The following is a 24,237-nucleotide window of genomic DNA, read 5'->3' as shown; positions in this document are numbered from 1 at the left end:
ACCCGAGGGGGCACGACAGGCGGGAACACCCGGGCCGCCCCCTGCGTCTGGTGCGGCGTCACACCATCGGACCACGCCTGCCGGGGTTTCCATTGCGCGAAGGAGGTGACAGTCTCCGAGCGGCCCCCGGCGCGCGCCCGGCCGTGCGCCGCGTGCCGTGTCACGATGGCCGGGCGGCATCCGGCTGCCCGCGGGGAAGATCCCGGAGCCCTCCGGCGTTGGGGGCTCGCGCAAGCCATTCGACGCACGTGACAGGAGTGGATCCCCGCCATGCCCAGCATCTCCGCCCCCACGGCCACCGCTCACATCGGCGTCACCGGACTCGCCGTCATGGGCAGCAACCTCGCCCGGAACTTCGCCCGGCACGGCCACACCGTCGCCGTGCACAACCGCACGTACGCCAGGACACAGGCGCTGGTGGGCGAGCACGGCCACGAGGGGGACTTCGTCCCCGCCGAGTCCGCGGAGGAGTTCGTCGCCGCGCTCCAGAAGCCGCGGCGCATCGTCATCATGGTCAAGGCGGGCGACCCCACCGACGCCGTCATCGAGGAGTTCGCCGCCCTCCTCGAACCCGGCGACGTGCTGATCGACGGCGGCAACGCCCACTTCGACGACACCCGGCGCCGCGAGAAGCAACTCCGTGAGAAGGGCATCCACTTCGTCGGCACCGGCATCTCCGGCGGCGAGGAAGGCGCCCTCAACGGGCCCAGCATCATGCCCGGCGGGTCCGCCGAGTCCTACGAGTCCCTCGGCCCCCTCCTCGAATCCATCGCCGCGAAGGCCCCCGACGGCACCCCCTGCTGCACCCACATCGGCCCCGACGGCGCCGGACACTTCGTCAAGATGGTCCACAACGGCATCGAATACGCCGACATGCAGCTCATCGCCGAGGCGTACGACCTGCTGCGGCACGTCGCGGGGTACGAGCCGCAGCGGATCGCGGAGACCTTCCGCGCCTGGAACACCGGACGGCTGGACTCGTACCTCATCGAGATCACCGCCGAGGTGCTGGCGCACACCGACGCCGCCACCGGCCGCCCGTTCGTGGACGTCGTGGCCGACGGGGCCGAGCAGAAGGGCACCGGCCGCTGGACCGTGCAGACGGCACTCGACCTGGGCATCCCCGTCTCCGGCATCGCCGAGGCGGTGTTCGCACGGTCCGTTTCCGGCCACGCGGACCTGCGCGGTGCCGCGCGCGAACTCCCGGGCCCCGCACGGGAACCCCTCGCCCCGGCCGAGGCCGAGGAGTTCGCCTCCCTGGTCGAGGAGGCGCTGTACGCGTCGAAGGTCGTCTCGTACGCCCAGGGCTGGAACATGATCACCGCGGCGAGCGCCGAGTACGGGTGGGACATCGACCTCGGGGCCGTCGCCGCCATCTGGCGCGGCGGCTGCATCATCCGGGCCGCGTTCCTCGACCGCATCCGCGCCGCGTTCGCCGCCGACCCGCAACTGCCCACGCTGCTCGCGGACAAGGGGTTCGCCGCGGAGGTCGGCAAGGCGCAGGACGCCTGGCGCTCGGTGGTCGCCACCGCGGTCGGCCGCGGCGTGCCCACGCCGGGGTTCTCGGCGGCGCTCGCGTACTACGACGCGCTGCGCGCCGAGCGGTTGCCGGCCGCCCTGACGCAGGGGCAGCGCGACTTCTTCGGTGCGCACACCTACCGGCGCACCGACCGCGAGGGCTCGTTCCACACGCTGTGGGGCGGAGACCGCAGCGAGGAGCAGACCGGCTGAAACCGGCCGGTCGTTACCGTGCGTACGGCCGTACGCGCTTCCGCCCGCACGGTTCCGCACGGTGGCCGCGGGTGCACAGCGCGATACCCCCGGATGGCCGTACGTATGGATGTGTCCGACCTTGACGGTTCTGTCCTGACCTGCGTCTTTGCAGGTCAGGGAAGCGCTAGTGCCGACCGGGGCATGGACCGGGCGAGGGGCGTGGGCTTAACTTATGCGCTATGACCTCCCCCCGCAGCACCTACGGCGGCGGCTACTACGCCTCGTCGTCGTTCCCGGACACCCCGATTTACGACAGCCTCGTCGCCGAGCGGGGGACCCCGCAGATCGCCCCGATCCGCGTGTCGTCCCCGTACGACGGCGGCAGCAGCAGCAACCTGCCCGCGCTCCCCGCGCTGCCGTCCGGCCCCTCGGCCGCCCCGGCGCCCCCGGCTCCGCAGGCGCCGTACGGCGCCCAGGGCGGCGCCCCGTACGGGTATCCCGCGCCCGGTCCGCAGCAGCCCGCGGGGCTGCAGCAGGCCGCCGCCCCGTACATCCCGCAGCAGACGCCGCAGCGCGCCTACCCGGGGCCGGGCCCGCAGCAGTACCAGCAGCAGCGGCCCGCGGCGGGCCAGGCGGGCCCCGCCGGTCCGTCCGGATATGACGCCATGCGCCCCGTCGCACCCCGCCCGGCGGCGGGCCAGTACGAGGACCCGTACAACCGTCAGTATCCGAATCAGGGGGGTTACTGACCGTCTGTCCGTTCTGCTGGGGGTCCCGCTACGGCGGGCAGGGGTACTCGCTCAACCGCCCGGCCGGGGTGGCAAGATGACCGCATGTCCACGTCGCCCACGCTGACCGCGCTGCACTTCTACCCCGTCAAGTCACTGGCGGGGTGCACCGTCCCGGAGGCGGCCGTCGAGCCGTGGGGTCTGGCCGGGGACCGGCGCTGGATGGTGGCGGACGCCGACGGAATGATGATCACCCAACGGCAGCAGCCGAGGCTCGCCCTGGCCTCGGCCCGCCCGCTCCCGGGCGGCGGCGTCCTGCTCGACGCGCCCGGGGCCGAACCGCTCGACGTCGCCGTGCCCTCCCTCGCGCAAGCGGAGGGCACGGTCACGGTGCAGGTGTTCCGGGACAAGATCGAGGCGGTCCCGGCGGGAGACGCCGCCGACGCGTGGGTCAGCGCCCACCTCGGGACCACGGCCCGCCTCTTCCACATGGACGAGCCCGCGGACCGCCGCCCGATCGATCCCGAATACTCCCTGCCCGGCGAGACCGTGAGCTTCGCCGACGGCTATCCGCTGCTGGTGACCACCCTCGCCTCGCTCGACGCCGTCAACGCGCTCATCGCGCAGGGCGACCTCTCCGGCGAGGGCCCGCTCCCCATGAACCGCTTCCGCCCGAACGCCGTGGTCGGAGGCACCGAGCCCTGGGCCGAGGACGGCTGGCGGCGCGTGCGGATCGGCGAGGTGACGTTCCGGGCGGTCAAGGACTGCGGCCGGTGCGTGGTCACCACCACCGACCAGGCCACGGCCGAGCGCGGCAAGGAGCCCCTGCGCACGCTCGCCCGGCACCACCGCATCGGCACCAAGGCCGTGTTCGGCAAGAACCTCATCCCCGAGCACACCGGGACGCTGCGCGTGGGCGACGCCGTCGAGATCCTCGACTGAGCAACGCTCACCTTCCCTCGGCCTTCCCCGGTTCTCCCTCCTTCCCCGGATTTCCCTCACTCTCCTCCCCCCGGCCCTCTCACTCCCCTCCCCCGCCGCACGCCACCCGTCAACGCTCTGCCGCTGACGGCATCCGGAGGGGGTGATTTTGCTCTCTCCGCCGTCTTCCTCCGCATGCGGTGCTCTGTGTGAGGTATTTACGGACCCGGAAGGGGGTGAGCATGGTGCGCGCTACGGCACTCGCATGGCGATGGCGGCGCAATCCCCTGCGTCGCCGGACCGACGTCCTGGAGTCCTGGGTGGGACTGGTCGCCGTGGTGCTCATGCTGCTCGCGGGCCCGGTCACCGGCTGGGTGACGGGGACACTCGCCCACGACGCCCTGCGGCACACGGTCCGCGAACAACACCGGCACCGCCATCTGGTGACGGCCACGACGCTGCGCGCCCTGCGCGGCGGACCGGCCGAGACCGACCGCGAGGCCACGGCCGGCCGGGAGGGACACCATCGGGTGGTCGCCCGCTGGCCCGGACCGGACGGCAGGGAGCGCTCCGGTGTGGTGGCCGTGCGCCATGCCACGCGCCCCGGGCAGCCGTTCCCGCTGTGGACGGACGACCACGGACGGCTCTCCGGCAGGCCCATGGACCCCGACACGGCCGCCGTCCACGCCGGGCTGGCGGGCTCCGGGGCGGCCGTGGTCGCCTGCGGTCTGCTGGAGGCGGTGCGCCGACTGGTCGTATGGCGGCTCATGCAGCGGCGGTACGCCCACTGGGACCGCGCGTGGGAACGGGCCGGGCAGACCTGGGGCCGGGCGGGCGCGGGCAGCTGACCGGTCAACTCCCGGGGCCCGCGCGCGCTACGGTGGCTCCGGTGGCCGGTCCGGTACGCACCGGTCCCGGGTGGACGCACGCACGAGGTGGGGGCAGAGCAGCACCATGGCACAGGGCTCGGTCCAGGTGACGCACACCGGCACGGCGCGATGGCGGCGGCGCACGGGCGAGTACGACTCCCTCGCCTCGGCCCTGGAAGCGGCGGCCGACGGAGACGTGCTGTCCGTCGCGCCCGGCACCTACCGGGAGAACCTGGTCGTCACGCGCGCGGTCACGCTGCGCGGCGCCGAGGGGTCTCGCGGCAGCGTGCGCATCGCTCCTCCCGACGGGGTCGCCCTGACCGTACGGGCCTCCGCCGCGCTGCAGGACCTGCACGTCGAGGGGCACGACGCGGCGGCGCCCGCGCTCGTCGTCGAGGACGGCGCCCCGGAGCTGTCCGGCCTGCGCATCGTGACCCGCTCCGCGGTGGGCATCGAGGTGCGCGGCGGCTCCCGCCCGACGGTGCGTCAGTGCACGGTCGACAACGCGGGCGGCGTCGGCATCAGCGTGCTGGACGGTGCGGGCGGGGTGTTCGAGGAGTGCGAGGTGGTGGCCGCCGGCCAGTCGGGCATCGCGGTCCACGGCGGTGCGCATCCGCGCCTGGAGCGCTGCCGGGTGCACCACGCGTCGGGCGCGGGGCTCTCGCTCACGGGCGAGGGCAGTTCGCTGGAGGCGGTGGGCTGCGAGGTGTACGAGGTGCGGGGCGCCGGGGTGCAGGTGGCCTCCCGGGCCGCCGGCCGGCTGACCGACTGCCGTGTGCACCGCACGTCCGGGGACGGTGTGACGCTGGACACCGACGCCGTGCTCTCCCTCGTGGACTGTGACATCCACGACGTTCCGGAGAACGGAGTGGACCTGCGCTCCCGTTCGGTGCTGTCGATGACGCGCTCGGCGATCCGCAGATTCGGGCGCAACGGCCTGTCGGTCTGGGATCCGGGCACGCGCGTCGACGCCGACCTGTGCGAGATCCACGACAGCAAGGGCGACTATCCGGCGGTCTGGATCAGCGACGGGGCGACCGCTTCGCTCGGCTCCTGCCGCGTGCACGACGTCCCGGACGCCCTGTTCGTCCTCGACCGCGGTTCCCACGTCGACGTGGTCGACAGCGACCTTTCCCAGGTCCGCAACACCGCGGTGTCGGTGAGCGACGGGGCGTCGGCCCAGCTGGCCGGGTGCCGGATCCGCGAGGCGGGCACGGGCGCCTGGTTCCGCGACCACGGCAGCGGCGGTTCCATGGCGGGCTGCACCATCGACGCCGCGGCGACGGGCGTCATCGTCACCAAGGGCGCCGATCCCGCCATCGAGCAGTGCACGGTGAGTTCACCGGTGGAGGCCGGCTTCTACGTGTCGGCCGGCGGCCGGGGCACGTTCCACGAGTGCCGGGTGACGGGCAGCGGCGGCTACGGCTTCCACGTCATCGACGGCTGCCGCTCGACGCTCACCCGCTGCCGCACCGAGCGCTGCGAGCGCGGCGGCTTCGAGTTCGCCGAGGCCGGGCCCGTCAGCGAGGGCTGCACGAGCGACGAGCCGGTGACGTCAACGGCCGTGGCCGCGCTGCCCTCCGGGGGCGGCGCGGGCGCCGCGCCGGTGGCGACGGCCGTCCCGCGGACGGTGCTGAAGCCGGTGGCCGTGCCGGTGCAGCGCTCGGCCGAGGAGGCGCCGCCCGCGCCCGCCGCCCGGCCCGGGGCACGCGCCTCGGTGACCGTGCTGCAGGAACTGGACGCGCTGGTGGGCCTGGAGAGCGTGAAGAAGGAGGTCCGCGCCCTCACCGACATGATCGAGGTCGGTCGGCGCCGGCAGCAGGCCGGGCTGAAGGCGGCCTCGGTGCGCAGACACCTGGTGTTCACGGGCTCGCCCGGCACGGGCAAGACGACGGTGGCCCGGCTCTACGGCGAGATCCTCGCCTCGCTCGGCGTGCTGGAGCGCGGCCATCTGGTCGAGGTGTCGCGCGTGGACCTGGTGGGCGAGCACATCGGCTCGACCGCCATCCGCACCCAGGAGGCCTTCGACCGGGCCCGCGGGGGCGTGCTGTTCATCGACGAGGCGTACGCGCTCGCCCCGGAGGACTCGGGGCGCGACTTCGGCCGGGAGGCCATCGACACCCTGGTGAAGCTGATGGAGGACCACCGCGACGAGGTCGTGGTGATCGTCGCCGGCTATACCGACGAGATGGAGCGCTTCCTGACCGTCAATCCGGGCGTGGCCTCGCGCTTCTCACGCACCATCACCTTCGGCGACTACGACCCGGAGGAGCTGCTGCGCATCGTGCAGCAGCAGGCGGACGAGCACGAGTACCGGATCGGGGCGGGGGCGTCGGAGGCCCTGCTCCAGTACTTCCGCGACATCCCGAGGGGGCCCGCGTTCGGCAACGGCCGTACGGCGCGGCAGACGTTCGAGGCGATGGTCGAGCGGCACGCGGGCCGGGTGGCGCAGCTGGCCGACCCGAGCACCGACGACCTCACCCTGCTCTACGCCGAGGATCTGCCGGTGCTGCCCTGAGGGGGCACGGGCATCCAGGCGGCGAGGCGGGCGAGCAGCGCCGCGCGGGTCCGGGCGAACTCGGGGTCGGACTGGTACTGGGAGTGGCCCAGGATCGCCGCGGGCAGCGGGTGTTCGGCGGTCCGGCCGTAGGCGAGGGGGTCCTTGAGGGGGCCGTGGTCCACTGCGGCGGTGCCGGCGCTGCCGGCGGGGAGGCCGACGGGGCCGCCGATGGGGTCGGTGAGCCGCCACAGGTTGCACCAGCAGTGGACGTCGTCGTGGAGGGCGGCGAGCTTCACGGGGCCGAAGTAGGCGGGGAACCAGCGGCCGTAGAGCCGCTCCAGGGGTGAGCCGTAGGTGAGCAGGGCGACGCGGCGGCGTGTGGCGGCGGGCAGCTGCCAGACGGCGGCCGCGGCGAGGACGCTGCCCTGGGAGTGGCCGGAGATGACGAGGCGGCCCCCGGTGCGTTCGGTCCAGGTGCGCATCCGCCAGGTGAGGTCGGGGACGGCGCGCTCGGCGTAGCAGGGCGGGGCGAAGGGGTGGGCGGCGCGCGGCCAGAACGTGCCGACGTCCCAGAGGATCCCGACGGTGCGCCGGGCGGCGGGGTCGCGGTAGGCCCGGCGGCCCCAGGCGATCAGCAGGACGAATCCGAGGCCGACGCACCACGAGCCGAGCGCCTGGGCGGTCTGGGCGGCGTCCTCGACGGCGGCGGGGGTGCCCGCGGCGGCCCGGCCCGGGACGTCGTGGGTGCCCCAGGCGCCGGCGACCGCGCCGCCGCCGAGGAGCAGCGTGAGCGCGGCGACGGTGCCGAGGACCCAAGGGGTGGCGTCGGTGAGCCCGGCGCGGGCGATGCTGCCGGCGATGGCGCGCGTACGGGCCTGGTCGTGCCGCTCGCCGGGATAGCCGTCGGGGACGGTGCGGCACAGGCGCTTGCGCAGGAGCAGGGTGCGGGCGGCCAGGACGAGGAGCAGCAGGAGCAGGACGGAGAAGAGCGGCGGGATGACGGACGCCTGCCAGGTGAGCAGGACGGGCGGGCCGCCGATCGGGCCGTCGCCCATGCCGGGGGTGGCCGGGCCGTCGAGCCAGTCCGCGACGCGGTGGGCGACGCCCGCGGTCATGACGCCGCCGAGGGCGCAGGCGAGCGTGGCGACGGCGGGGCCGGCGAGCCCGCCCAGCGGGGTCCGCTCGACGGGGGCGGCGCGGTGCAGCCGGCGGGCGGCGAGCGCGAGGAGGAGGACGAGGGCGCCCTGCCCGAGGGCGATGAGGCCGAAGGCGCGGTCGCCGGGGAGCATGCCGTGGGACTGCCAGCCGGGGCGGTCCCAGGCGGCGTAGACGGCGGAGGCCAGGAGCAGGCCGAGCGCGGTGAAGGGCAGGGCGGCGGTGAGGCGGTCGGCCGTGTGGTCGGGTGCGTCTTCGCTGCGGCCCCTGCGGCAGACGGTGTGGACGACGGACAGGGCGGCGGCGGCCAGGACGGCCCCGAGGATCCGGCCCAGGGCGTCGAGGGCGGGGCTGCCGCCCGGTGCGCGGTCGTGGTGGGAGGCGGCCTGGACGAGGAAGGCGGCGACGGTGAGCAGGGCCGCGGCGGTGTGGGCGGCGCGCAGCCGGGCGACGATGCGCCGCCCGTACCAGAAGCCGGGCAGGCACAGGGCGGGGCGCCTGCGGGCCTCGTGGCCGTCCTCGTCGGTGCCGGGGCGGGCGGGCGGCTGGGTCTCGTACGCGCTCCAGGTGCGGCGCGAGAGGAGCCACAGCAGCCCGGTCACGGCGACCGGCACGGCGGCGGCGAGGGCGAGCCGGCGGCCCGGCGGGCTCCACCAGCCGCCCCGGCCGGCCGACATGAAGCCCAGCCAGGCCTTGCCCGAGGAGCAGGCGGGCGTGCCCGCGCACTGCCAGGCCGTCAGGTCGAGGGCCACTTCGCAGGCGGCGGCTGTGAGCAGGACGGTGAGGGTGAGGGCGATGAGGCGCACCAGCAGGCCGTAGGCCCGGGTGGTCGTGGTGCGGCCTTCGGAGGTGGGGCGCATCCAGTGGGCGAGGTTGATGACCATGAAGGGCAGGAGCACCAGCCAGAGGGCGCGGGAGCCGTCGCCGGAGGTGAGGTTGGACCACACGTAGGCCTCGCGGACGGGCTCGCGGCGCTGGTCGCCGGGGTGGTCCTCGGCGTCGGCGTCGGCCGTGCAGCGGTGGATGCCCGCGACGGCGTCGCCCGCGACGCGCACGGTGCGCGGGTCGCCCAGCATGGCCTGCGGGGTGGTGCCCCCGACGCCGTGCACGAGCAGCTCCAGGGCGAGCCCGGAGGCTCCCGCGGGCGCGGGCGCCCGTGCTTCGCTCCCGGCCGTCTTTGATGTCTTCGCTGTCCGGGCTGTGCCGGCCGTCTTCGCAGACTTTTCCGTCTGGGGTCGTTCGTCCGCTGTCACCGCGTCCCCCGGTCCCGCTGTGCCGTACCGTCAACCAGCATGGTGCCAGGGGCCGCTGACAGTGCGGGGCACCGTCGGCAGGATAGGCCCGTTCGTGATCCGGCCGAACGAAGACGATCGCTGCGGCGTGCCGCGTGGGAGGATGAGCGCGCACGACTGCCGGTGGCTGACCGGAAAGGACGGGCCGGGTGAGCGACAACCAGAACCTCCTGGCGGAGCAGCGGCGTGCGCTGATCCTCGACGAGGTCAGGAGGCGCGGTGGGGTGCGGGTCAACGAACTGACGCGGAGGCTCAATGTCTCGGACATGACGGTCCGCCGGGATCTGGACGCGCTGGCCCGGCTGGGCGTGGTGGAGAAGGTGCACGGCGGGGCGGTGCCGGTGGCGGAGGCCACGGCGCACGAGCCGGGCTTCGAGGCGAAGTCGGCGCTGGAGCTGGCCGCCAAGGAGGACATCGCGCGGGCGGCGGTGCCGATGGCGCCGCCGGGCAGTGCGATAGCGCTCGCGGGCGGGACGACCGTGTTCGCGCTGGCGCAGCGGCTGGTGGACGTCCCCGACCTCACGGTGGTGACGAACTCGGTGCGGGCTGCCGACGTCTTCCACAGCTCCCAGCGGCCGGTGACGGCGGCGGGTCCGTCGGCCCGGCCGGGGGCGGCCACGGTGGTGCTGACCGGCGGGGTGCGCACGCCCTCGGACACGCTGGTGGGGCCGGTCGCGGACGCGGCGATCCGCTCGCTCCACTTCGACGTCCTGTTCATCGGGGTGCACGGCATATCCGCGGAGGCGGGGCTGTCGACGCCGAACCTGGCGGAGGCGGAGACCAACCGGCACTTCGTGCGGTCGGCCCGCCGTGTGGTGGTCCTCGCCGACCACACCAAGTGGGGGACGGTGGGCCTGAGTTCGTTCGCGACGCTGGAGGAGGTCGACGCGCTGGTCACGGACGCGGGGCTGCCGGAGGCGGCGCGGCGGGAGATCGCCGAGCGGCTGCCGGAGCTGGTGGTGGCCGACGCTTCCGGGCCGGCGTCCGGCGCGGGCTGACAGGGCGTCAGTCCGGCCAGCGGCCGGTGGCCAGGAAGGTGGTGATGGCTCCGGCGTACGGGCCGATGTCCAGGCCCTGTTCGGCGAGCCAGGCGTCGGAGTAGTACGTGTCGAGGTAGCGCTCGCCGGGGTCACAGATGAGGGTGACGATGCTGCCCTTGGTGCCGTTGCCGGCCATCTCCGCGACGATCTTCAGTGCGCTCCACAGGCCGGTGCCGGTGGAACCGCCCGCCTTGCGGCCGATGGCCTCGTCGAGCGCGCGCACGGCCGCGACGCTCGCGGCGTCGGGGACCTTCATCATCCGGTCAATGACGCCCGGCATGAAGCTGGGCTCCATGCGCGGCCGGCCGATGCCCTCGATCCGCGAGCCGCGCTCGCCCGTCGCCGTGGGGTCGTGGTTGCGCCAGCCGTCGAAGAAGCAGGAGTACTCGGGGTCGGCGACGCAGATGCGGGTGTCGTGGCACATGTAGCGCACGTAGCGGGCGATGGTGGCGGAGGTGCCGCCGGTGCCCGCGGTGGCGACGATCCAGGCGGGCACGGGGTAGCGTTCGCGACGGAGCTGGCTGAAGACGGATTCCGCGATGTTGTTGTTGCCGCGCCAGTCGGTGGCCCGTTCGGCGTAGGTGAACTGGTCCATGTAGTGGCCGCCGGAGCGTTCGGCGAGGGCCGCCGCCTCCGCGTACATCTTGCGGGGGTCGTCGACGAAGTGGCACCGGCCGCCGTGGAACTCGATGAGCCGGCACTTCTCGCGGCTGGTGGTGCTGGGCATGACGGCGACGAACGGCACGCCGATCAGGCTCGCGAAGTACGCCTCGGAGACCGCGGTGGAGCCGCTGGAGGCCTCGACGACCGGGGCCTCGGGGCGGATCCAGCCGTTGCACAGGCCGTGCAGGAAGAGCGAGCGGGCGAGGCGGTGCTTGAGGCTGCCCGTGGGGTGCGTGGACTCGTCTTTCAGATAGAGGTCAATGCCCCACTCCTCGGGCAGCGGGAAGCGCAGCAGGTGGGTGTCGGCCGAGCGGTTCGCGTCGGCCTGGACCTTGCGAACCGCTTCGCTGAGCCAGGCGCGGTAGGCCGGGTCGCTGCGGTCGACGTCGGTGGTGTGCACGCCGCCTCTCCCGTTCCATCCGGGCCCATGCGGAGCACTCGGACGTTTCGATCATAAATGGGCACTGGTGCGTGGGCCCCCTCACGGGCAGACTGCGCACGAGGCACACGAATCGGCCGGGGAGGCGGTTGGCGTGGCGGAGCCGGAGTTCCGGGAGCCGGAGTTCACTGCGACCGGGGTGCGGATCGAGCGGTCCCTCCGCTCGCTCACCCGGGCGGGCCAGGTGAAGATCAAGGACGGCAGGCTGGAGCTGCTCACCAGCTACGGCCGGGAGATCGACAGCGCTCCCCTCGGGGCGGTCCACGCGAGCAAGCCGTGGTTCGCCGGCCGGGACCGCGCCCGGGCGACGGTGAACGGCACGCGCTACGTCCTGACGCTGGGCCGGCTGGAGGATCCCTCGGGGTCCGGGGAGACCACGGGGGAGGCCGCCGTCCGGTTGTTCCTGGAGGCCGTCCGCTCCGGACGCGGCGGTGACGCCGGCGACTGACGGTGCAGAAGTTGCGCGTCCGGCTGCTGGAGCCGACCCTTGACTCGTACCAGCATCACTGAGGGTTCGCGGACGGTTACGCTCTGGATGAGTAGCCGCCGCGCGGCTCGGCAGCCACCACCGCCGGCCCGGCCCCAGCGCGTGCCAGAACGCGTTCCTGAATCAGGCTAGCCCTACTTCTTTCCAGGGAGTCGCAGCCGTGATCAGCCGACCGAACAAGCACTGCACCGTAGAGCTCCAGGCTCTTCCGCCGCGGATCGGCCAGGTCCGCAGAATCGTATCTGCGCAATTGCGTTACTGGAATCTCGATCCGCTCATCGACCCCGCCGCGCTGTGCGTCACCGAGCTCCTCACCAACGTGCACCAGCACGCCGAACCGGACAAACGCTGCACCGTCGAGATCGATCTCGTGCTGGACCGGCTCACCGTCTCGGTCCGCGACCACGACCCGCGCCTGCCCCGCCTCGCCGACGCCGACACCGCCAGCACGCACGGCCGCGGCCTCGCCCTGATCGCGGCGGTCAGCGACAGCTGGGGGGTGCAGGAGCGCCACGACGGCGGCAAGGTCGTCTGGTTCTCGCTGCCCGTCCCGGACCACGCGGCCGCCGCCCGGCGGACCCGCGGCGACCGGACGAAGGTCACCCTCGAACAGCCCGCGCCGGCCCTGCCGCCCCTGGAGGAGCCCTCCTTCGAGCAGCCCGCCCCCGCCCGCCGGACGGCCGCGGCGCGGGGCCGCTCCCCCGTCCGCTCCGCCGTTCCCGGCTGACCGCACGGGGGTTCCCGGCGTCCGGGACGGGTGCGCGGCGCCCATTCATGGACTTGCTCGCCGTTACGGCGGAGGGGTGCGCGGGAGCGGCCCTCCCGGCAACGCTGCTGACGCGGCGACAGCCCTCCGCCGCAACGGCGAGCAACCACGGGTGCGGTGGCCTCAGCGGCACGGGCAGGTGCCCGCGCTCACGACGCACCGCGCTTTCCGGGCGCCCCGAAGTGCTCCTCCAGGACGGAGACGCGCCGCCAGTACTCCTCCTCGTCGATGTCACCGGCGGCGAACCGGCGGCGAACCGGCGGCCGAGGACGGTCAGCGGGGAGTGCTCGGCGCGCGCCTGGCGCTGGTGCCAGGGGGCGCGGCCGCCGCGCCACACGGTGCGGCGCAGGACGGTGACGACGCCGATGACGACGGCCGCCCGGACGAGCGGGAAGAAGAGGATCCGGGGGCCGGGGCCGCCGTCGGCCAGGGCGTGGGCGAGGGTGCCATGAGAGCTCGCCTCCTCGGTGGTGAAGGGATGCCGGCGGCGGTTTGCCGCCCACCACCGAGCCTCCTCACGGAGGGCCTCGGGGTCGTCGTACGGCCGGCTGCCGTGCGGCTGCGGCGGGGGGAGTACGCGGGGGTGGGGCGCGTACTCCGCGGCGCGTCGCGCGGCCCGCCGCTGCGGTGGCGGCCGCCTCGCCCGTCCGGGTCAGCCCAGGACCGTCAGCGGGTCGTCCAGGACCGGCTGCCAGGCCGCTTCGGCCGCGCCGATGAGGCTGTTGAAGTCGAGCGTGCAGGGCAGGATCGGCACGCTGCCGCTGCGGCCCCAGAGGCTGCGGTCGGCGACGACGGCCCGCAGCCGCTCGGGGTCGGCGTCCAGCAGGGCGCGGTGGAGGCCGCCGAGGATGATGCGATCGGGGTTGAGGATGTTGACGAGGCCCGCGAGGCCGAGGCCGAGCCGGTCGACGATCAGCTCGGCGGCGGCGCGGACGGCCGGGTCGGCGTACTCCGTACGGAGCAGGTCGCGGGCCTGCTGCAGCAGGGACACCTCGGGGCCGGGCGTGCGGCCGGCCGCGGTGAGGAAGGCGAGCGGGTCGGTCTCGACGTCCAGGCAGCCGCGGCTGCCGCAGTGGCAGGGCAGGCCGGCCGGGTTGACGGTGAGGTGGCCGACCTCCAGGGCGAGGCCGGAACTGCCGCTGTGCAGGCGGCCGTCGAGGACGAGCGCGCCGCCGACGCCGCGGTGCCCCGTGGCCACGCAGAGCAGGTGGCGCGCGCCGCGGCCGGCGCCGTGCCGGTGCTCGGCGAGCGCCGCGAGGTTGACGTCGTTTCCGGTGACGCCGGTGGCGGGGCCCTCGCCGGGGCCCGGGACACCGGCCTTGGCCAGGGCTTCGGTGAACAGCCGGCGGACCGGCGCCCCGGCGGGCCAGGAGAGGTGCAGGGGGTTGAGGGCGGTGCCGTCCGGTTCGGCGACCGCCGAAGGGACGGCGAGGCCCGCGCCCAGGCAGCGGCGGCCGGTCTCGCGCAGCAGGGCGGCGCCCGCCTCGACGACGGCGTCGATGATGTGCGACGGGTCGGCGGGGACGGTCATGCAGCCGGGCGCGGTGGCGACCATCCGCCCGCCGAGGCCGACGAGGGCGGCGCGGAAGCCGTCGGCGTGGATCTGGGCGGCGAGCACCACGGGGCCGCCGGGCGCGACGGAGAGCCGGTGCGAGGGGCGGCCCTGGGAGCCGGCGGCCGCGGGGCGGGCGTCGACGGTGATCAGTCCGAGGGCCTCCAGCTCGGCGGCGACGGCACCGGCGGTCGCGCGCGTCACCCCGAGTTCGGCGGTGAGCACGGCGCGCGTGGGGGCGCGGCCGGTGTGTACGAGCTCCAGGGCCGGGCCGAGGGCGCCGCGGCCCCGCTCCAAACGTGTTGTCCGAGTCTGGGTCACCCCCCTATTGTGACTTTGTGCCGACACTAAACAAAATACGGACGGCTCTTCTGGGCGACACGCGGACGGTCCTCCCGGGCGAACGGCGCCCGGACCGGGGCGGTCCCGCCCTCCGCCGGCTCCGTATCGCCCTCACCCTGTTCTTCGCCCTCGACGGCTTCCTGTTCGCCGGCTGGGTGGTCCGCATCCCCGCCATCAAGGAGCAGACCGGCGCGTCCGCGGGCGCGCTGGGCCTCGCGCTGCTCGGCGTGTCGGCGGGGGCCGTGGCCACCATGGTGCTGACCGGGCGGCTGTGCCGCCGGTTCGGGAGCCACCTGGTGACGGTCGTCGCCGGCGTGCTGATGTCCGCGGGGATCGCGCTCCCTCCCCTGACCCACTCGGCGACGGCCCTCGGCCTGGTGCTGCTCGTCTTCGGTGCCGCCTACGGCGGCATCAACGTCGCCATGAACAGCGCGGCCGTCGACCTCGTCGCGGCGCTGCGCCGGCCCGTGATGCCCAGCTTCCACGCCGCGTTCAGCCTCGGCGGGATGCTCGGCGCGGGACTGGGCGGACTGGTCGCGGGGCACCTCTCCCCCACCCGGCACCTGCTGCTCCTGACCGTGGCCGGACTCGCCGTCACCGCGGCCGCGGGGCGCATGCTCCTGGCGCACCCCGCGCCACGGGCCGTGCGGCCGGCGCCCGCGCCTGCGGCGGCGGACGGCGGCGGCCCGCGCCGCGGCGGCCGGACGGTCGCCCTCTTCGGGGTGATCGCCCTGTGCACGGCCTACGGGGAAGGGGCCCTCGCCGACTGGGGCGCCCTGCACCTGCAGCAGGACCTCGGGGTCCACGCGGGCGTCGCGGCCGCCGGCTACTCCGTCTTCGCGCTGGCCATGACCCTCGGCCGGCTCAGCGGCACGTTCCTCCTCGAACGCCTCGGCCAGACCACGGCGCTGGTCGCGGGCGGGGCGGCGGCCGCGGGCGGCATGCTGCTCGGGGCGCTGGCGCCCACGGCGTGGGCGGCGCTCGCGGGCTTCGCCGTCACGGGTCTGGGCCTGGCCAACATCTTCCCCGTCGCGGTCGGGCGGGCCGGTGAACTGGGCGGACCGGGCGGCGTGGCCGCGGCCTCCACCTTCGGCTACGGCGGGATGCTGCTCGGGCCGCCGGTCATCGGCCTCCTCGCCGACGCGTCGTCCCTGCCCGTCGCCCTGACCACCGTCGCGGGTCTCGCGGCCGTGGCGGCGGCCATCGCCTACACCACCCGCCGCACGGTCTCCGGTCCGCGCTGACCTGCTGCTCCGTCCGCCGCGCGGTGGCGTTGTCAGTGGCGGCTGACACAATCCGGGGGCGTGGACGGAAGGGGTGGGCCATGAGAGCCGAGCAGGAGGACTGGCGCTGCGGCGGGGTGCGCTGGGGGGCCGCCGGGCCGGCCCTCGTCTGGCTGCACCCCGCGCACGGGGAGCGCAGCACGCCGCTGCCCGCGGGGCGTCCCGTCGCCTTCACGACGGGCGCCGCGCGGCGGTGCGTGGGGGTCCGCAGGGGCGGCCGGCGCACCCCCTGCCCCGTGGGCGCGGAGCTCGCGGCCGCGGCGGTGTCGGCGCAGTGCGCGGAGTGCGCGCGGCTCGACCGCTCGCACTCGGTCGCGGCCGACACCGCTCTCGACGACCCGCGCCCGTACGACGTGTACCTGGCCTGGTCCGTGCCCGGCGCGGTGAAGGTCGGGATCACCGCCGCCGAGCGCGAGGGCGTCCGCCTGCTCGAACAGGCCGCGCTGTCCTACGCCCTGCTGGGGCGCGGGCCGCTGATGGCGGCGCGCCGTGCGGAGGCCGTGCTCGGCGCGGCGCTGTCGGTCCCCGACCGCATCCCGTACGCCGCCAAGCGGGCCGCCCGGTGCCCCGCGCCGGCCCGAGAGCTGCGGACGGCCGAGCTGGCGGGCCTGCACGCGCAGGCGTGCGCGCTGGCCGCGCTGCCGGAGTCGCTGACGGCGCTGCCCTTCGCCCCGGTGCATCACGACGGGGCCTTCCACCTCGACCGGCTGCGGCCCGGCTGCGGGACGGTCGTCGTCGCTCCCGGGCGCACCATAGCGGGCACCGTCGCCGCCGTGGCCGGGCCCGACCTGTATCTGGACGCGTCGGACGGCCGGCAGTTGCTGGTGGACGCCCGGCAGCTGGCCGGGTGGGCGCTCGCGGCCGCGGCGCCTGGGGCGGAGACCACCGCGGAGGTGCTGATACCCCCGCCCGCGGCCGCCGGTCCCGAGGCGCTGTTCTGATCCGCCACGGCGGGCGGCGGCGGGTTCAGCCCAGCCGGCCGGGGCGTACGAGCCCGCTCTCGTAGGCCAGGACGACGAGCTGCGCCCGGTCGCGGGCGCCCAGCTTGACCATGGCGCGGCTGACGTGGGTCTTGGCGGTCAGAGGGCTGACGACGAGCCGCCGCGCGATCTCCTCGTTGGACAGACCCATGCCGACCAGCGTCATCACCTCGCGTTCGCGGTCGGTCAGCTCCGCGAGACCTGGCGCCCCGGCGGGCTCCTTGGAGCGCGCGGCGAACTCGGCGATGAGGCGGCGGGTCACGCTCGGAGAGAGAGCAGGGCGTCGCCGTGGACCACCGCCCGCACCGCGCGCAGCAGTTCCTCCGGTTCGGTGTCCTTGACCAGGAAGCCCGAGGCGCCGGAGCGGATCGCTTCGAAGACGTACTCGTCCAGTTCGAAGGTGGTGAGCATGATGACCTTCACGTCCGCCAGGGCCGGGTCCGCCGTGATCCGGCGGGTGGCGGCGAGGCCGTCCAGGACCGGCATGCGGATGTCCATGAGGACGGTGTCGGGCCGCAGCCGGCGGACGAGCGCGAGCGCCTCCTCGCCGCCGGCGGCCGCCGCGCCGGCCGGGCGCGGTGGGCGCGGTGAGCGCGGTGGGCGCGCCTACTCACCGGGAGTAGGCGGCCGCCCCACCGCGCGGGGCGCCGGGGAGCTACGGGCGGTCGACCGTGGAGAGCACGCGGCGGGCCATCGGGTGGGTCCGGACGATCTCCGCGAGGGTCGTCTGGCCGCGGGTGATCCGGGTGAAGGCGTGCCACGCGGGGCGGAAGCCGGTGAGCGCGGCGTGCATCATGCCGGGGCGGCGCTCGAAGAAGGTGAGCATGCGGCGCCCGACGCCCATCTCCACGCCCAGCCCGGCCTTGATGGCGAACGCGTAGTTGAGGGCCTGCCGGCGGGCGTCGACGGCATCCTGCGCCTCGCCGATGCGGACCGCCCACTCGCCGGCCAGGCGGCCCGAGCGCAGGGCGAAGGAGATGCCCTCGCGGGTCCACGGCTCCAGCAGCCCCGCGGCGTCGCCGCAGACGATGACGCGGCCGCGGGAGAGCGGGGAGTCGTCCGAGCGGCAGCGGGTGAGGTGGCCGGAGGAGATGCTGGGCTCGAAGCCGGCGAGGCCGAGGCGGGCGATGAAGTCCTCCAGGTACCGCTTGGTGCCCGAGCCGTCGCCGCGCGCCGAGATCACTCCCACCGTGAGGGTGTCGCCCTTGGGGAAGACCCAGCCGTAACTGCCGGGGATCGGGCCCCAGTCGATGAGCACGCGCCCGGCCCAGTCCTCCGCGACCGTCGGCGGCACGGGGATCTCGGCCTCCAGACCGAGGTCGACCTGGGCGAGCTTCACCCCCACGTGTGCCCCTATGCGCCCGGCGCTGCCGTCGGCCCCGACGACCGCGCGGGCGAGGACGGTCTCGCCGCCGGCGAGCACGACGGCGACCGTGCGCCGGTCGGGCACGGCCGGGCCGTGCTGCTCCACGCGCGCCACGGCCACGCCCGTGCGCACCTCGGCGCCGGCGCCCTTGGCGGCCTCCACCAGGGCGGCGTCGAACTCGGGCCGGTTGATGAGGCCGAACAGCATCCGCTTGGAGCGGCGCGTGCGCGTCAGCTTCCCGTTCAGGGAGAAGGTGACCGCGTGGACGCGGTCACGGAGCGGCAGTTCGAAGCCGGGCGGCAGGGCGTCCCGCGAGGGGCCGATGATGCCGCCGCCGCACGTCTTGTACCGCGGCAGTTCGGACTTCTCCAGGAGCAGCACCCGGCGGCCGGCGGAGGCGGCGGCGTGGGCGGCGGAGGCCCCGGCGGGCCCTGCGCCCACCACCACGACGTCCCACACCGGCTCCCGGTCCCCGCCCGCGTCCCGCCCCGCGCCCTGGGCTGCGTTGTCGCTGCTCACCTGTGCTTCTACTCCCGCTCCATCACCGGTTCCGGCTGTCTGCCGCATCCTACGGCCAGCCCTCCGCGGCCCCGCGACGGGAAGGCCGTGGGTGCTGCGGACGGCGGGCGTGGGAGGATCGACGGCAGAATCGCCCATTCGTACGGATACAACGCCGCGTCCCCAAGGAGCGTTCCATGGAAGCGTCCTCGCACCACCGGCCCGGGCCGGTCCCGGCCGAGCTGGCGGCCACCGTCGCCTCGCTGCAGCCCCGCGCCCGCACCGAGCTCGCCGAGCTGGTGGCCTTCCGGTCGGTGGCGGACGAGGCGCAGTTCCCGCGGAGCGAGTGCGAGGCCGCCGCGAACTGGGTGGCGGACGCGCTGCGCACCGAGGGCTTCCAGGACGTGGCCCTGCTCGACACCCCCGACGGCACCCAGTCCGTCTACGGCTACCTCCCGGGCCCCGCCGGCGCCCCGACCGTGCTGCTCTACGCGCACTACGACGTGCAGCCGCCGCTGGACGAGGCCGCCTGGATCTCGCCGCCGTTCGAGCTGACCGAGCGCGACGGCCGCTGGTACGGGCGGGGCGCGGCCGACTGCAAGGGCGGCGTGGTCCTGCACCTGACGGCGCTGCGCGCTCTCAAGGCGCACGGCGGCGTGCCGGTGAACGTGAAGATGATCGTCGAGGGGTCCGAGGAGCAGGGCACCGGCGGCCTGGAGCGCTACGCCACGGCGCACCCCGAGCTGCTGGCCGCCGACAGCATCGTCATCGGCGACGCCGGCAACTTCCGCGTGGGCCTGCCGACGGCCACCGCCACGCTGCGCGGCATGACGCTCGTCCGCGTCCAGGTGGACACGCTGGAGGGCAACCTGCACTCCGGGCAGTTCGGCGGCGCGGCGCCCGACGCGCTGGCGGCGCTGATCCGCGTGCTCGACTCGCTGCGCGCCGAGGACGGTTCGACGACGGTCACCGGCCTGGAGGCCGAGGCGGCGGCGAGCTGGGAGGGCATGCAGTACCCGGAGGAGGACTTCCGCAAGGACGCCAAGGTCCTGGACGGCGTGGAGCTGATCGGCTCCGGCACGGTCGCCGACCGGCTGTGGGCGCGCCCGGCGGTCACGGTCCTGGGCATCGACTGCCCGCCGGTCGTCGGCGCCACCCCGTCGGTGCACGCGGGCGCCCGGGCGCTGATCAGCCTGCGCGTGCCGCCGGGCACGGACGCCGTGACGGCGACCAAGCTGCTGGGCGAGCACCTGAAGGCGGCCGCTCCGTGGGGCGCGCGGGTCGCGGTGGAGCAGGTCGGCCAGGGCCAGGCGTTCCGCGCGGACACCGGCAGCCCGGCCTACACGGCCATGGCCGACGCGATGCGCATCGCCTACCCGGGCCAGGAGATGCAGATCTCCGGCATGGGCGGCTCGATCCCCCTGTGCAACACCCTCACCGCGCTGTACCCGGAGGCGGAGATCCTGCTGATCGGGCTGAGCGAGCCGGAGGCGCAGATCCACGCCGTGAACGAGAGCGTCTCGCCGGAGGAGCTGGAGCGGCTCTCCCTGGCGGAGGCCCTGTTCCTGGGCAACTACGCGGCCGGCAAGCGGTAGGCCTCCCCGGCGGGGTGCGCCCTGAGGTGCCGGTTCCACCGGTCCGGACTCCAGCGGCCCCTCGCCTCCGTGGCGTTCGGCCGTCGCGGCGGACCACTTCTGTCCGCCGCGACGGCGGGGATGCCGCGGCGTGACGGGCCCGCGGACCATGACGTACGTGCCGGTCCCGACGGGTACGTGCCGGGCACGCCCCGGCTCGGCGCCGCCGCCCCGGCAGAGGCCGGGCAGCGGCCCACCGGGCCCGGACGTGCTCCGGCCACCGCAGGGCGCGGGTTCAGCCCACAGGCGCGGGTTTAGCCCACGGGCACGCCCGCTTCGAGGTTGAGGGGCCGCCCCTGTTCGCGGGCCCGCAGGGCCCACCGCAGCCTGCTCAGCCGTACGGGCGGCAGCAGGGCGGCGGCCTCGCCCTCGGTGACGAAGCGCCAGCCGCGCAGTTCGGCGCCGGGCAGCAGGAGCCGGCGGGCGTCGGCCCCGGCCAGCCGCCCGCCGTCGAAGAGGAAGCGCAGACCGCCGTAGCCCGGCGGCTTGGGCGGCTCCCAGTCGACGACCAGCAGGCGGGGCACGGCGGGGAGTTCGATGCCGATCTCCTCGGCCACCTCGCGCATCCCGGCGCGGGCGGGCGCCTCGCCCGGCTCGACGACCCCGCCGGGGAACTCCCAGCCCGGCTTGTAGGTGGGGTCGACCAGCAGGACCCGGTCCTCCTCGTCGAAGAGCAGCACCCCGGCGGCGAGCGTCTCGGCCGTCGGCTCCGGGGTCTGCACGATCTGGCACGCTCCGGCGGCATCGCTGCGGACGGCGTCCGCGACCCGCTCGGCCACCTCACGCGGCGTCAGGTCGCCGGTCTCGACGGCGTACGCGTCGGCGTGGAGCCACGGCAGCGCCTCGCGGTACGGAGCGATGTGGTCGAGCGCCCACCGGCGGACGGACTCACTGCGCTCGGGGTCGTCCGCGAACTCCTCGCGCCCGGCGATCCGTTCGCGCAGGATCGTTTCATCGACAGCCAGCAGCACGTGTCGCACCGGGATGCGGCGGGCGGCGAGCCCGCCGAAGATCTCGTCCCGGTACTCCTGGCGCAGCAGCGTCATGGGGACGACGAGCACCCCGCCGACCTCGGCGAGCAGGGCCGCCGCCGCGTCCACGACCAGCCGCCGCCAGACCGGCAGGTCCTGGTAGTCGCCGACCTCGCCCATTCTCTTGGGCGGCACCAGGTGCTTCAGCACCCCGCCGATCACCTCGGGGTCGTAGAGGGTGCTGTCCGGGATCAGCTCGGTCAGTTCCCTGGCCGTACTGGTCTTCCCCGCACTGAACGCGCCGTTCAGCCAGACGATCACGGTTCCCCCTTCTCCGTAGCCCCCTGTGAAGTGCCCGGAACACCTTGCCATGGAAACGCTTGTGAGGGGCACGGTGCCGGGGCTCCCTGCGGGTGCGTCCATCGGCGCAGGGGCACGTACTGCCGCTGCCGGGCGCGTTCTACGCCGTGCCGGGCTCCCGCCCCGCCCACAGCCCGAGCTCCTGCGCAGCCGCGGCGGCGGCCCCCACGAGGCCCGCGTCGGAACCGAGTTCGGCGGGCAGCACCTCGACGCCGGCGGCGAAGGAGAGCGTCGCGTAGTCGCGCAGGCGCTCGCGCAGCGGGGCGAAGAGCACCTCGCCCGCGCCCGCCACGCCGCCGCCTATGACGGCGACCTCGATCTCGACCAGCGTCGCGGTCGCGGCGATGCCCGCGGCCAGCGCCTGCGCGGCCCGGTCGAACGAGGCGCGCGCCACGGCGTCCCCCGCCCTGGCCGCCGCCGCGACGGCCGCGGCGCTCCGGTCGCCGTCCGGCCCCGGCAGCCAGCCGGCGTCCAGCGCGCGCCGGGCGATGTTCGGGCCGCTGGCGATGCGCTCGACGCAGCCGCGGGCGCCGCAGGGGCAGGCGTCCCCGTCGAGGTCGACACTGATGTGCCCGATGTGGCCGGCGTTGCCGGTGGGGCCCGGGTGCAGGCGGCCGCCCAGCACCAGGCCGCCGCCCACCCCGGTGGACACCACCATGCACAGGGCGTTGGCGCGCCCCCGGGCGGCGCCCTGCCAGTGCTCGGCCGCGGTCATCGCCACGCCGTCGCCGACGAGCACCACCGGCAGCCCGCCCACCCGCCGCGCCACCTCGGCGACCAGGGGATAGTCCCGCCATCCCGGGACGTTGACGGGACTGACGGTCCCCCGGGAGGCGTCCACCGGCCCCGCGCTGCCGATGCCGACGGCCCGCACGCGCGACCACTGCGCCGCGCCCCCGAGCTCGTCGATCACCGCAGCCACCGCGCCCATCACCGTGGCCCCGTCCTCACGCGCCGGCGTCGGACGCTGCGCGCGGGCCAGCAGCCGGCCGCGGTCGTCCACCAGCGCGCCCGCGATCTTGGTGCCGCCGATGTCGAGGGCTGCGACAAGATCGGCGAAGTCGGTGCGCATGGGGACGATCTCTCCTGGTCGGGCAGGGGTTCAGGCTCTGCGGACGCCAGTCTGTCCGGATCTGACAACGTTGTCTAGGCTCTATGCTCGACGTCACCCCGCACGCCCCCGGTAAGGACGAGCCCGTGCCGAGCAGCGCCCAGCCCACCCGCAGCCCCTCGCCCCGATACGGCGCCCGCCCGACGATGAAGGACGTGGCGGCCCGCGCGGGCGTCGGCCTCAAGACCGTCTCCCGCGTGGTGAACGGCGAGCCGGGCGTCACCGCGGACACCGAGCGGCGCGTCCAGGACGCCATCGCCGCACTGGGCTTCCGGCGCAACGACAGCGCCCGCATCCTCCGCAAGGGCCGCACCGCCTCCATCGGACTCGTCCTCGAAGACCTCGCCGACCCCTTCTACGCCCCCCTCAACCGGGCCGTCGAGGAAGTCGCCCGCGCCCACGGCGCCCTGCTCATCAACGGCTCCAGCGCGGAGGACCCGGAGCGCGAACGGGAGCTCGCGCTGGCGTTCTGCGCCCGCCGGGTCGACGGCCTCATCGTCATCCCGGCCGGCGACGACCACCGCTACCTCGAACCCGAGATCGCGGCCGGCATCGCCACGGTCTTCGTCGACCGGCCCGCGGGCCGGATCGACGCCGACGCCGTCCTCTCCGACAGCTTCGGCGGCGCCCGCGAGGGCGTGGCCCACCTCGCCGCCCACGGTCACCGCCGCATCGGCTTCATCGGAGACCGCCCCCGCATCCACACCGCCGCGGAGCGGCTGCGCGGCTACCGCACGGCCATGGCGGACGCGGGCCTGCCCGTGGACGAGTCCTGGGTGTCCCTGGGCCCCACGGAACCGGGGCGCGTCCGCGCGGAGACGGAACGGATGCTCGCCGGCCCGCGGCCGGTGACAGCGCTGTTCACCGGCAACAACCGCGTGACGGCCACGGCCGTACGCGTCCTCGCCCGCTCACCCCGCCCGGTCGCCCTGGTCGGCTTCGACGACCTCGAACTCGCCGACCTGCTCTCCCCCGCGGTCACCGTCGTGGCCCAGGACGCGGCCCGCCTAGGCCGCACGGCCGCCGAACAACTCTTCCGCCGCCTGGACGGCGCGGCCGAACCGCCACGGCGGGTGGTGCTGCCCACCCGCCTCATTGTCCGAGGCTCAGGCGAACTCCGGGCCTGACGACCGGTCATGGAAACGTGGCGCTCCCGCCGTGACGGCTCCGCCCGGGTCCCTGGTGGGGGAACACCGCCGCGGCGGGGACAAGAAGCCCGGCACACCGCCGCCGGGAGGCGAGCCCACGCGAAGACACGGTGCTGACGCCCGGCACGGCACCGCCGGAATCGCCGGTGGGGGCGAATCGCCGTTGCGGCGCACACAAGGGGCAGCGGCCCCTTGACCAAGCGGACATGCCCGGCACGGCCGCCGAAGGGCGGGCGCGGTCAGCCGGCACCGCATGGGACGGTGGGACGGAGCCGGCAGCCGGGATACGGGCGGGAGGGGTGGGGCCGCAGGGGCAGGGGTCCGGGACGCTGACGTGTATGTGTGGGCCCGATGCGCACGAGGGCACGCAGGCGATGCCGGGTGCGGGCCCGTAAATATACGGTCCCGGACCCCTGCCC

18 protein-coding genes and 1 pseudogene are annotated in these 24,237 nt (G+C 75.1%); 12 read left to right on the top strand and 7 right to left on the bottom strand.

Going from position 1 to position 24,237, the window contains the following annotated elements:
- The first annotated feature begins 270 nt into the window (after nucleotides 1-270).
- The 5 genes from gndA (at nucleotide 271) to B7P34_RS26135 (ending at nucleotide 6,749) form a co-directional block, all read left to right on the top strand.
- On the top strand, nucleotides 271-1,731 hold the full coding sequence (gndA, locus tag B7P34_RS26155; protein ID WP_106680428.1) for an NADP-dependent phosphogluconate dehydrogenase: 1,461 nt from the start codon (nucleotides 271-273) through the stop codon (nucleotides 1,729-1,731).
- Nucleotides 1,732-1,952: 221 nt separating this feature from the next.
- Nucleotides 1,953-2,462: a DUF6643 family protein gene (locus B7P34_RS26150; RefSeq protein ID WP_106680426.1), complete on the top strand. Its 510-nt coding sequence runs from the start codon at nucleotides 1,953-1,955 to the stop codon at nucleotides 2,460-2,462.
- 84 nt (nucleotides 2,463-2,546) lie between these two features.
- Nucleotides 2,547-3,383 (top strand): MOSC domain-containing protein, encoded by an 837-nt coding sequence (locus tag B7P34_RS26145; RefSeq protein WP_106680424.1) that lies wholly within the window; start codon nucleotides 2,547-2,549, stop codon nucleotides 3,381-3,383.
- 221 nt (nucleotides 3,384-3,604) lie between these two features.
- Entirely contained in the window at nucleotides 3,605-4,210 is a 606-nt protein-coding gene (locus B7P34_RS26140; RefSeq protein ID WP_106680422.1) for an Rv1733c family protein, read from the top strand.
- Between the two features lie 106 nt (nucleotides 4,211-4,316).
- Nucleotides 4,317-6,749, top strand: a complete 2,433-nt coding sequence (locus tag B7P34_RS26135) for a right-handed parallel beta-helix repeat-containing protein (RefSeq protein WP_106680420.1) — start codon at nucleotides 4,317-4,319, stop codon at nucleotides 6,747-6,749.
- Here B7P34_RS26135 and B7P34_RS26130 read toward each other — a convergent pair.
- Nucleotides 6,719-8,995 carry a hypothetical protein gene (locus tag B7P34_RS26130; RefSeq protein WP_223268246.1) on the bottom strand — a complete coding sequence of 759 codons (2,277 nt, stop codon included), beginning with the start codon at nucleotides 8,993-8,995 and terminating at the stop codon, nucleotides 6,719-6,721. The genes B7P34_RS26135 and B7P34_RS26130 overlap by 31 nt on opposite strands.
- A gap of 332 nt (nucleotides 8,996-9,327) precedes the next feature.
- Between B7P34_RS26130 and B7P34_RS26125 the strand changes: the two genes are divergently transcribed.
- Nucleotides 9,328-10,176: a DeoR/GlpR family DNA-binding transcription regulator gene (locus B7P34_RS26125; RefSeq protein ID WP_106680418.1), complete on the top strand. Its 849-nt coding sequence runs from the start codon at nucleotides 9,328-9,330 to the stop codon at nucleotides 10,174-10,176.
- A gap of 7 nt (nucleotides 10,177-10,183) precedes the next feature.
- On the opposite strand, the gene B7P34_RS26120 is transcribed toward B7P34_RS26125, so the two are convergent.
- The gene (locus B7P34_RS26120; RefSeq protein WP_106680416.1) at nucleotides 10,184-11,281 is read right to left on the bottom strand and encodes a PLP-dependent cysteine synthase family protein; all 1,098 of its coding nucleotides are present in this window, start codon (nucleotides 11,279-11,281) and stop codon (nucleotides 10,184-10,186) included.
- A gap of 133 nt (nucleotides 11,282-11,414) precedes the next feature.
- Between B7P34_RS26120 and B7P34_RS26115 the strand changes: the two genes are divergently transcribed.
- Together B7P34_RS26115 and B7P34_RS26110 are read left to right on the top strand one after the other, a co-directional pair.
- Entirely contained in the window at nucleotides 11,415-11,768 is a 354-nt protein-coding gene (locus tag B7P34_RS26115; RefSeq protein ID WP_106680414.1) for a hypothetical protein, read from the top strand.
- Nucleotides 11,769-11,967: 199 nt separating this feature from the next.
- Nucleotides 11,968-12,534 (top strand): ATP-binding protein, encoded by a 567-nt coding sequence (locus B7P34_RS26110; RefSeq protein ID WP_106680412.1) that lies wholly within the window; start codon nucleotides 11,968-11,970, stop codon nucleotides 12,532-12,534.
- A 691-nt stretch (nucleotides 12,535-13,225) separates the two neighbouring features.
- Here the strand turns inward: B7P34_RS26110 and B7P34_RS26100 are convergent.
- A complete protein-coding gene (locus B7P34_RS26100; protein WP_106680410.1) occupies nucleotides 13,226-14,446 on the bottom strand; it encodes an ROK family protein in 1,221 nt (406 codons plus the stop codon).
- A gap of 17 nt (nucleotides 14,447-14,463) precedes the next feature.
- Between B7P34_RS26100 and B7P34_RS26095 the strand changes: the two genes are divergently transcribed.
- On the top strand, nucleotides 14,464-15,711 hold the full coding sequence (locus tag B7P34_RS26095) for an MFS transporter (protein WP_189383063.1): 1,248 nt from the start codon (nucleotides 14,464-14,466) through the stop codon (nucleotides 15,709-15,711).
- 80 nt (nucleotides 15,712-15,791) lie between these two features.
- Complete coding sequence (locus B7P34_RS26090; RefSeq protein WP_106680408.1) at nucleotides 15,792-16,691, top strand: DUF2797 domain-containing protein; 900 nt, start codon at nucleotides 15,792-15,794, stop codon at nucleotides 16,689-16,691.
- A 25-nt stretch (nucleotides 16,692-16,716) separates the two neighbouring features.
- On the opposite strand, the pseudogene B7P34_RS26085 reads toward B7P34_RS26090, so the two are convergent.
- Nucleotides 16,717-17,294, bottom strand: a pseudogene (locus B7P34_RS26085) (response regulator); the annotation flags it as partial.
- A 91-nt stretch (nucleotides 17,295-17,385) separates the two neighbouring features.
- Nucleotides 17,386-18,615, bottom strand: a complete 1,230-nt coding sequence (locus B7P34_RS26080; protein WP_223268245.1) for a geranylgeranyl reductase family protein — start codon at nucleotides 18,613-18,615, stop codon at nucleotides 17,386-17,388.
- A 176-nt stretch (nucleotides 18,616-18,791) separates the two neighbouring features.
- Here B7P34_RS26080 and B7P34_RS26075 point away from each other — a divergent pair, with 176 nt between their 5' ends.
- Nucleotides 18,792-20,189 carry a dipeptidase gene (locus B7P34_RS26075; RefSeq protein ID WP_106680404.1) on the top strand — a complete coding sequence of 466 codons (1,398 nt, stop codon included), beginning with the start codon at nucleotides 18,792-18,794 and terminating at the stop codon, nucleotides 20,187-20,189.
- Nucleotides 20,190-20,482: 293 nt separating this feature from the next.
- On the opposite strand, the gene B7P34_RS26070 is transcribed toward B7P34_RS26075, so the two are convergent.
- Together B7P34_RS26070 and B7P34_RS26065 are read right to left on the bottom strand one after the other, a co-directional pair.
- Nucleotides 20,483-21,520 (bottom strand): NUDIX hydrolase, encoded by a 1,038-nt coding sequence (locus B7P34_RS26070; RefSeq protein WP_106680403.1) that lies wholly within the window; start codon nucleotides 21,518-21,520, stop codon nucleotides 20,483-20,485.
- Nucleotides 21,521-21,659: 139 nt separating this feature from the next.
- Entirely contained in the window at nucleotides 21,660-22,631 is a 972-nt protein-coding gene (locus B7P34_RS26065; RefSeq protein WP_106680401.1) for an ROK family protein, read from the bottom strand.
- Between the two features lie 83 nt (nucleotides 22,632-22,714).
- On the opposite strand from B7P34_RS26065, the gene B7P34_RS26060 reads away from it, so the two are divergent.
- Complete coding sequence (locus B7P34_RS26060) at nucleotides 22,715-23,797, top strand: LacI family DNA-binding transcriptional regulator (protein WP_106680398.1); 1,083 nt, start codon at nucleotides 22,715-22,717, stop codon at nucleotides 23,795-23,797.
- The last annotated feature ends 440 nt before the right edge of the window (nucleotides 23,798-24,237 follow it).

The organism is Streptosporangium nondiastaticum (genome assembly GCF_003011965.1).
Lineage (GTDB): Bacteria > Actinomycetota > Actinomycetes > Streptomycetales > Streptomycetaceae > Streptomyces > Streptomyces nondiastaticus.
The sequence above is the reverse complement of the archived record's forward strand: the minus strand, read 5'-3'. Positions and strand labels throughout refer to the sequence as shown.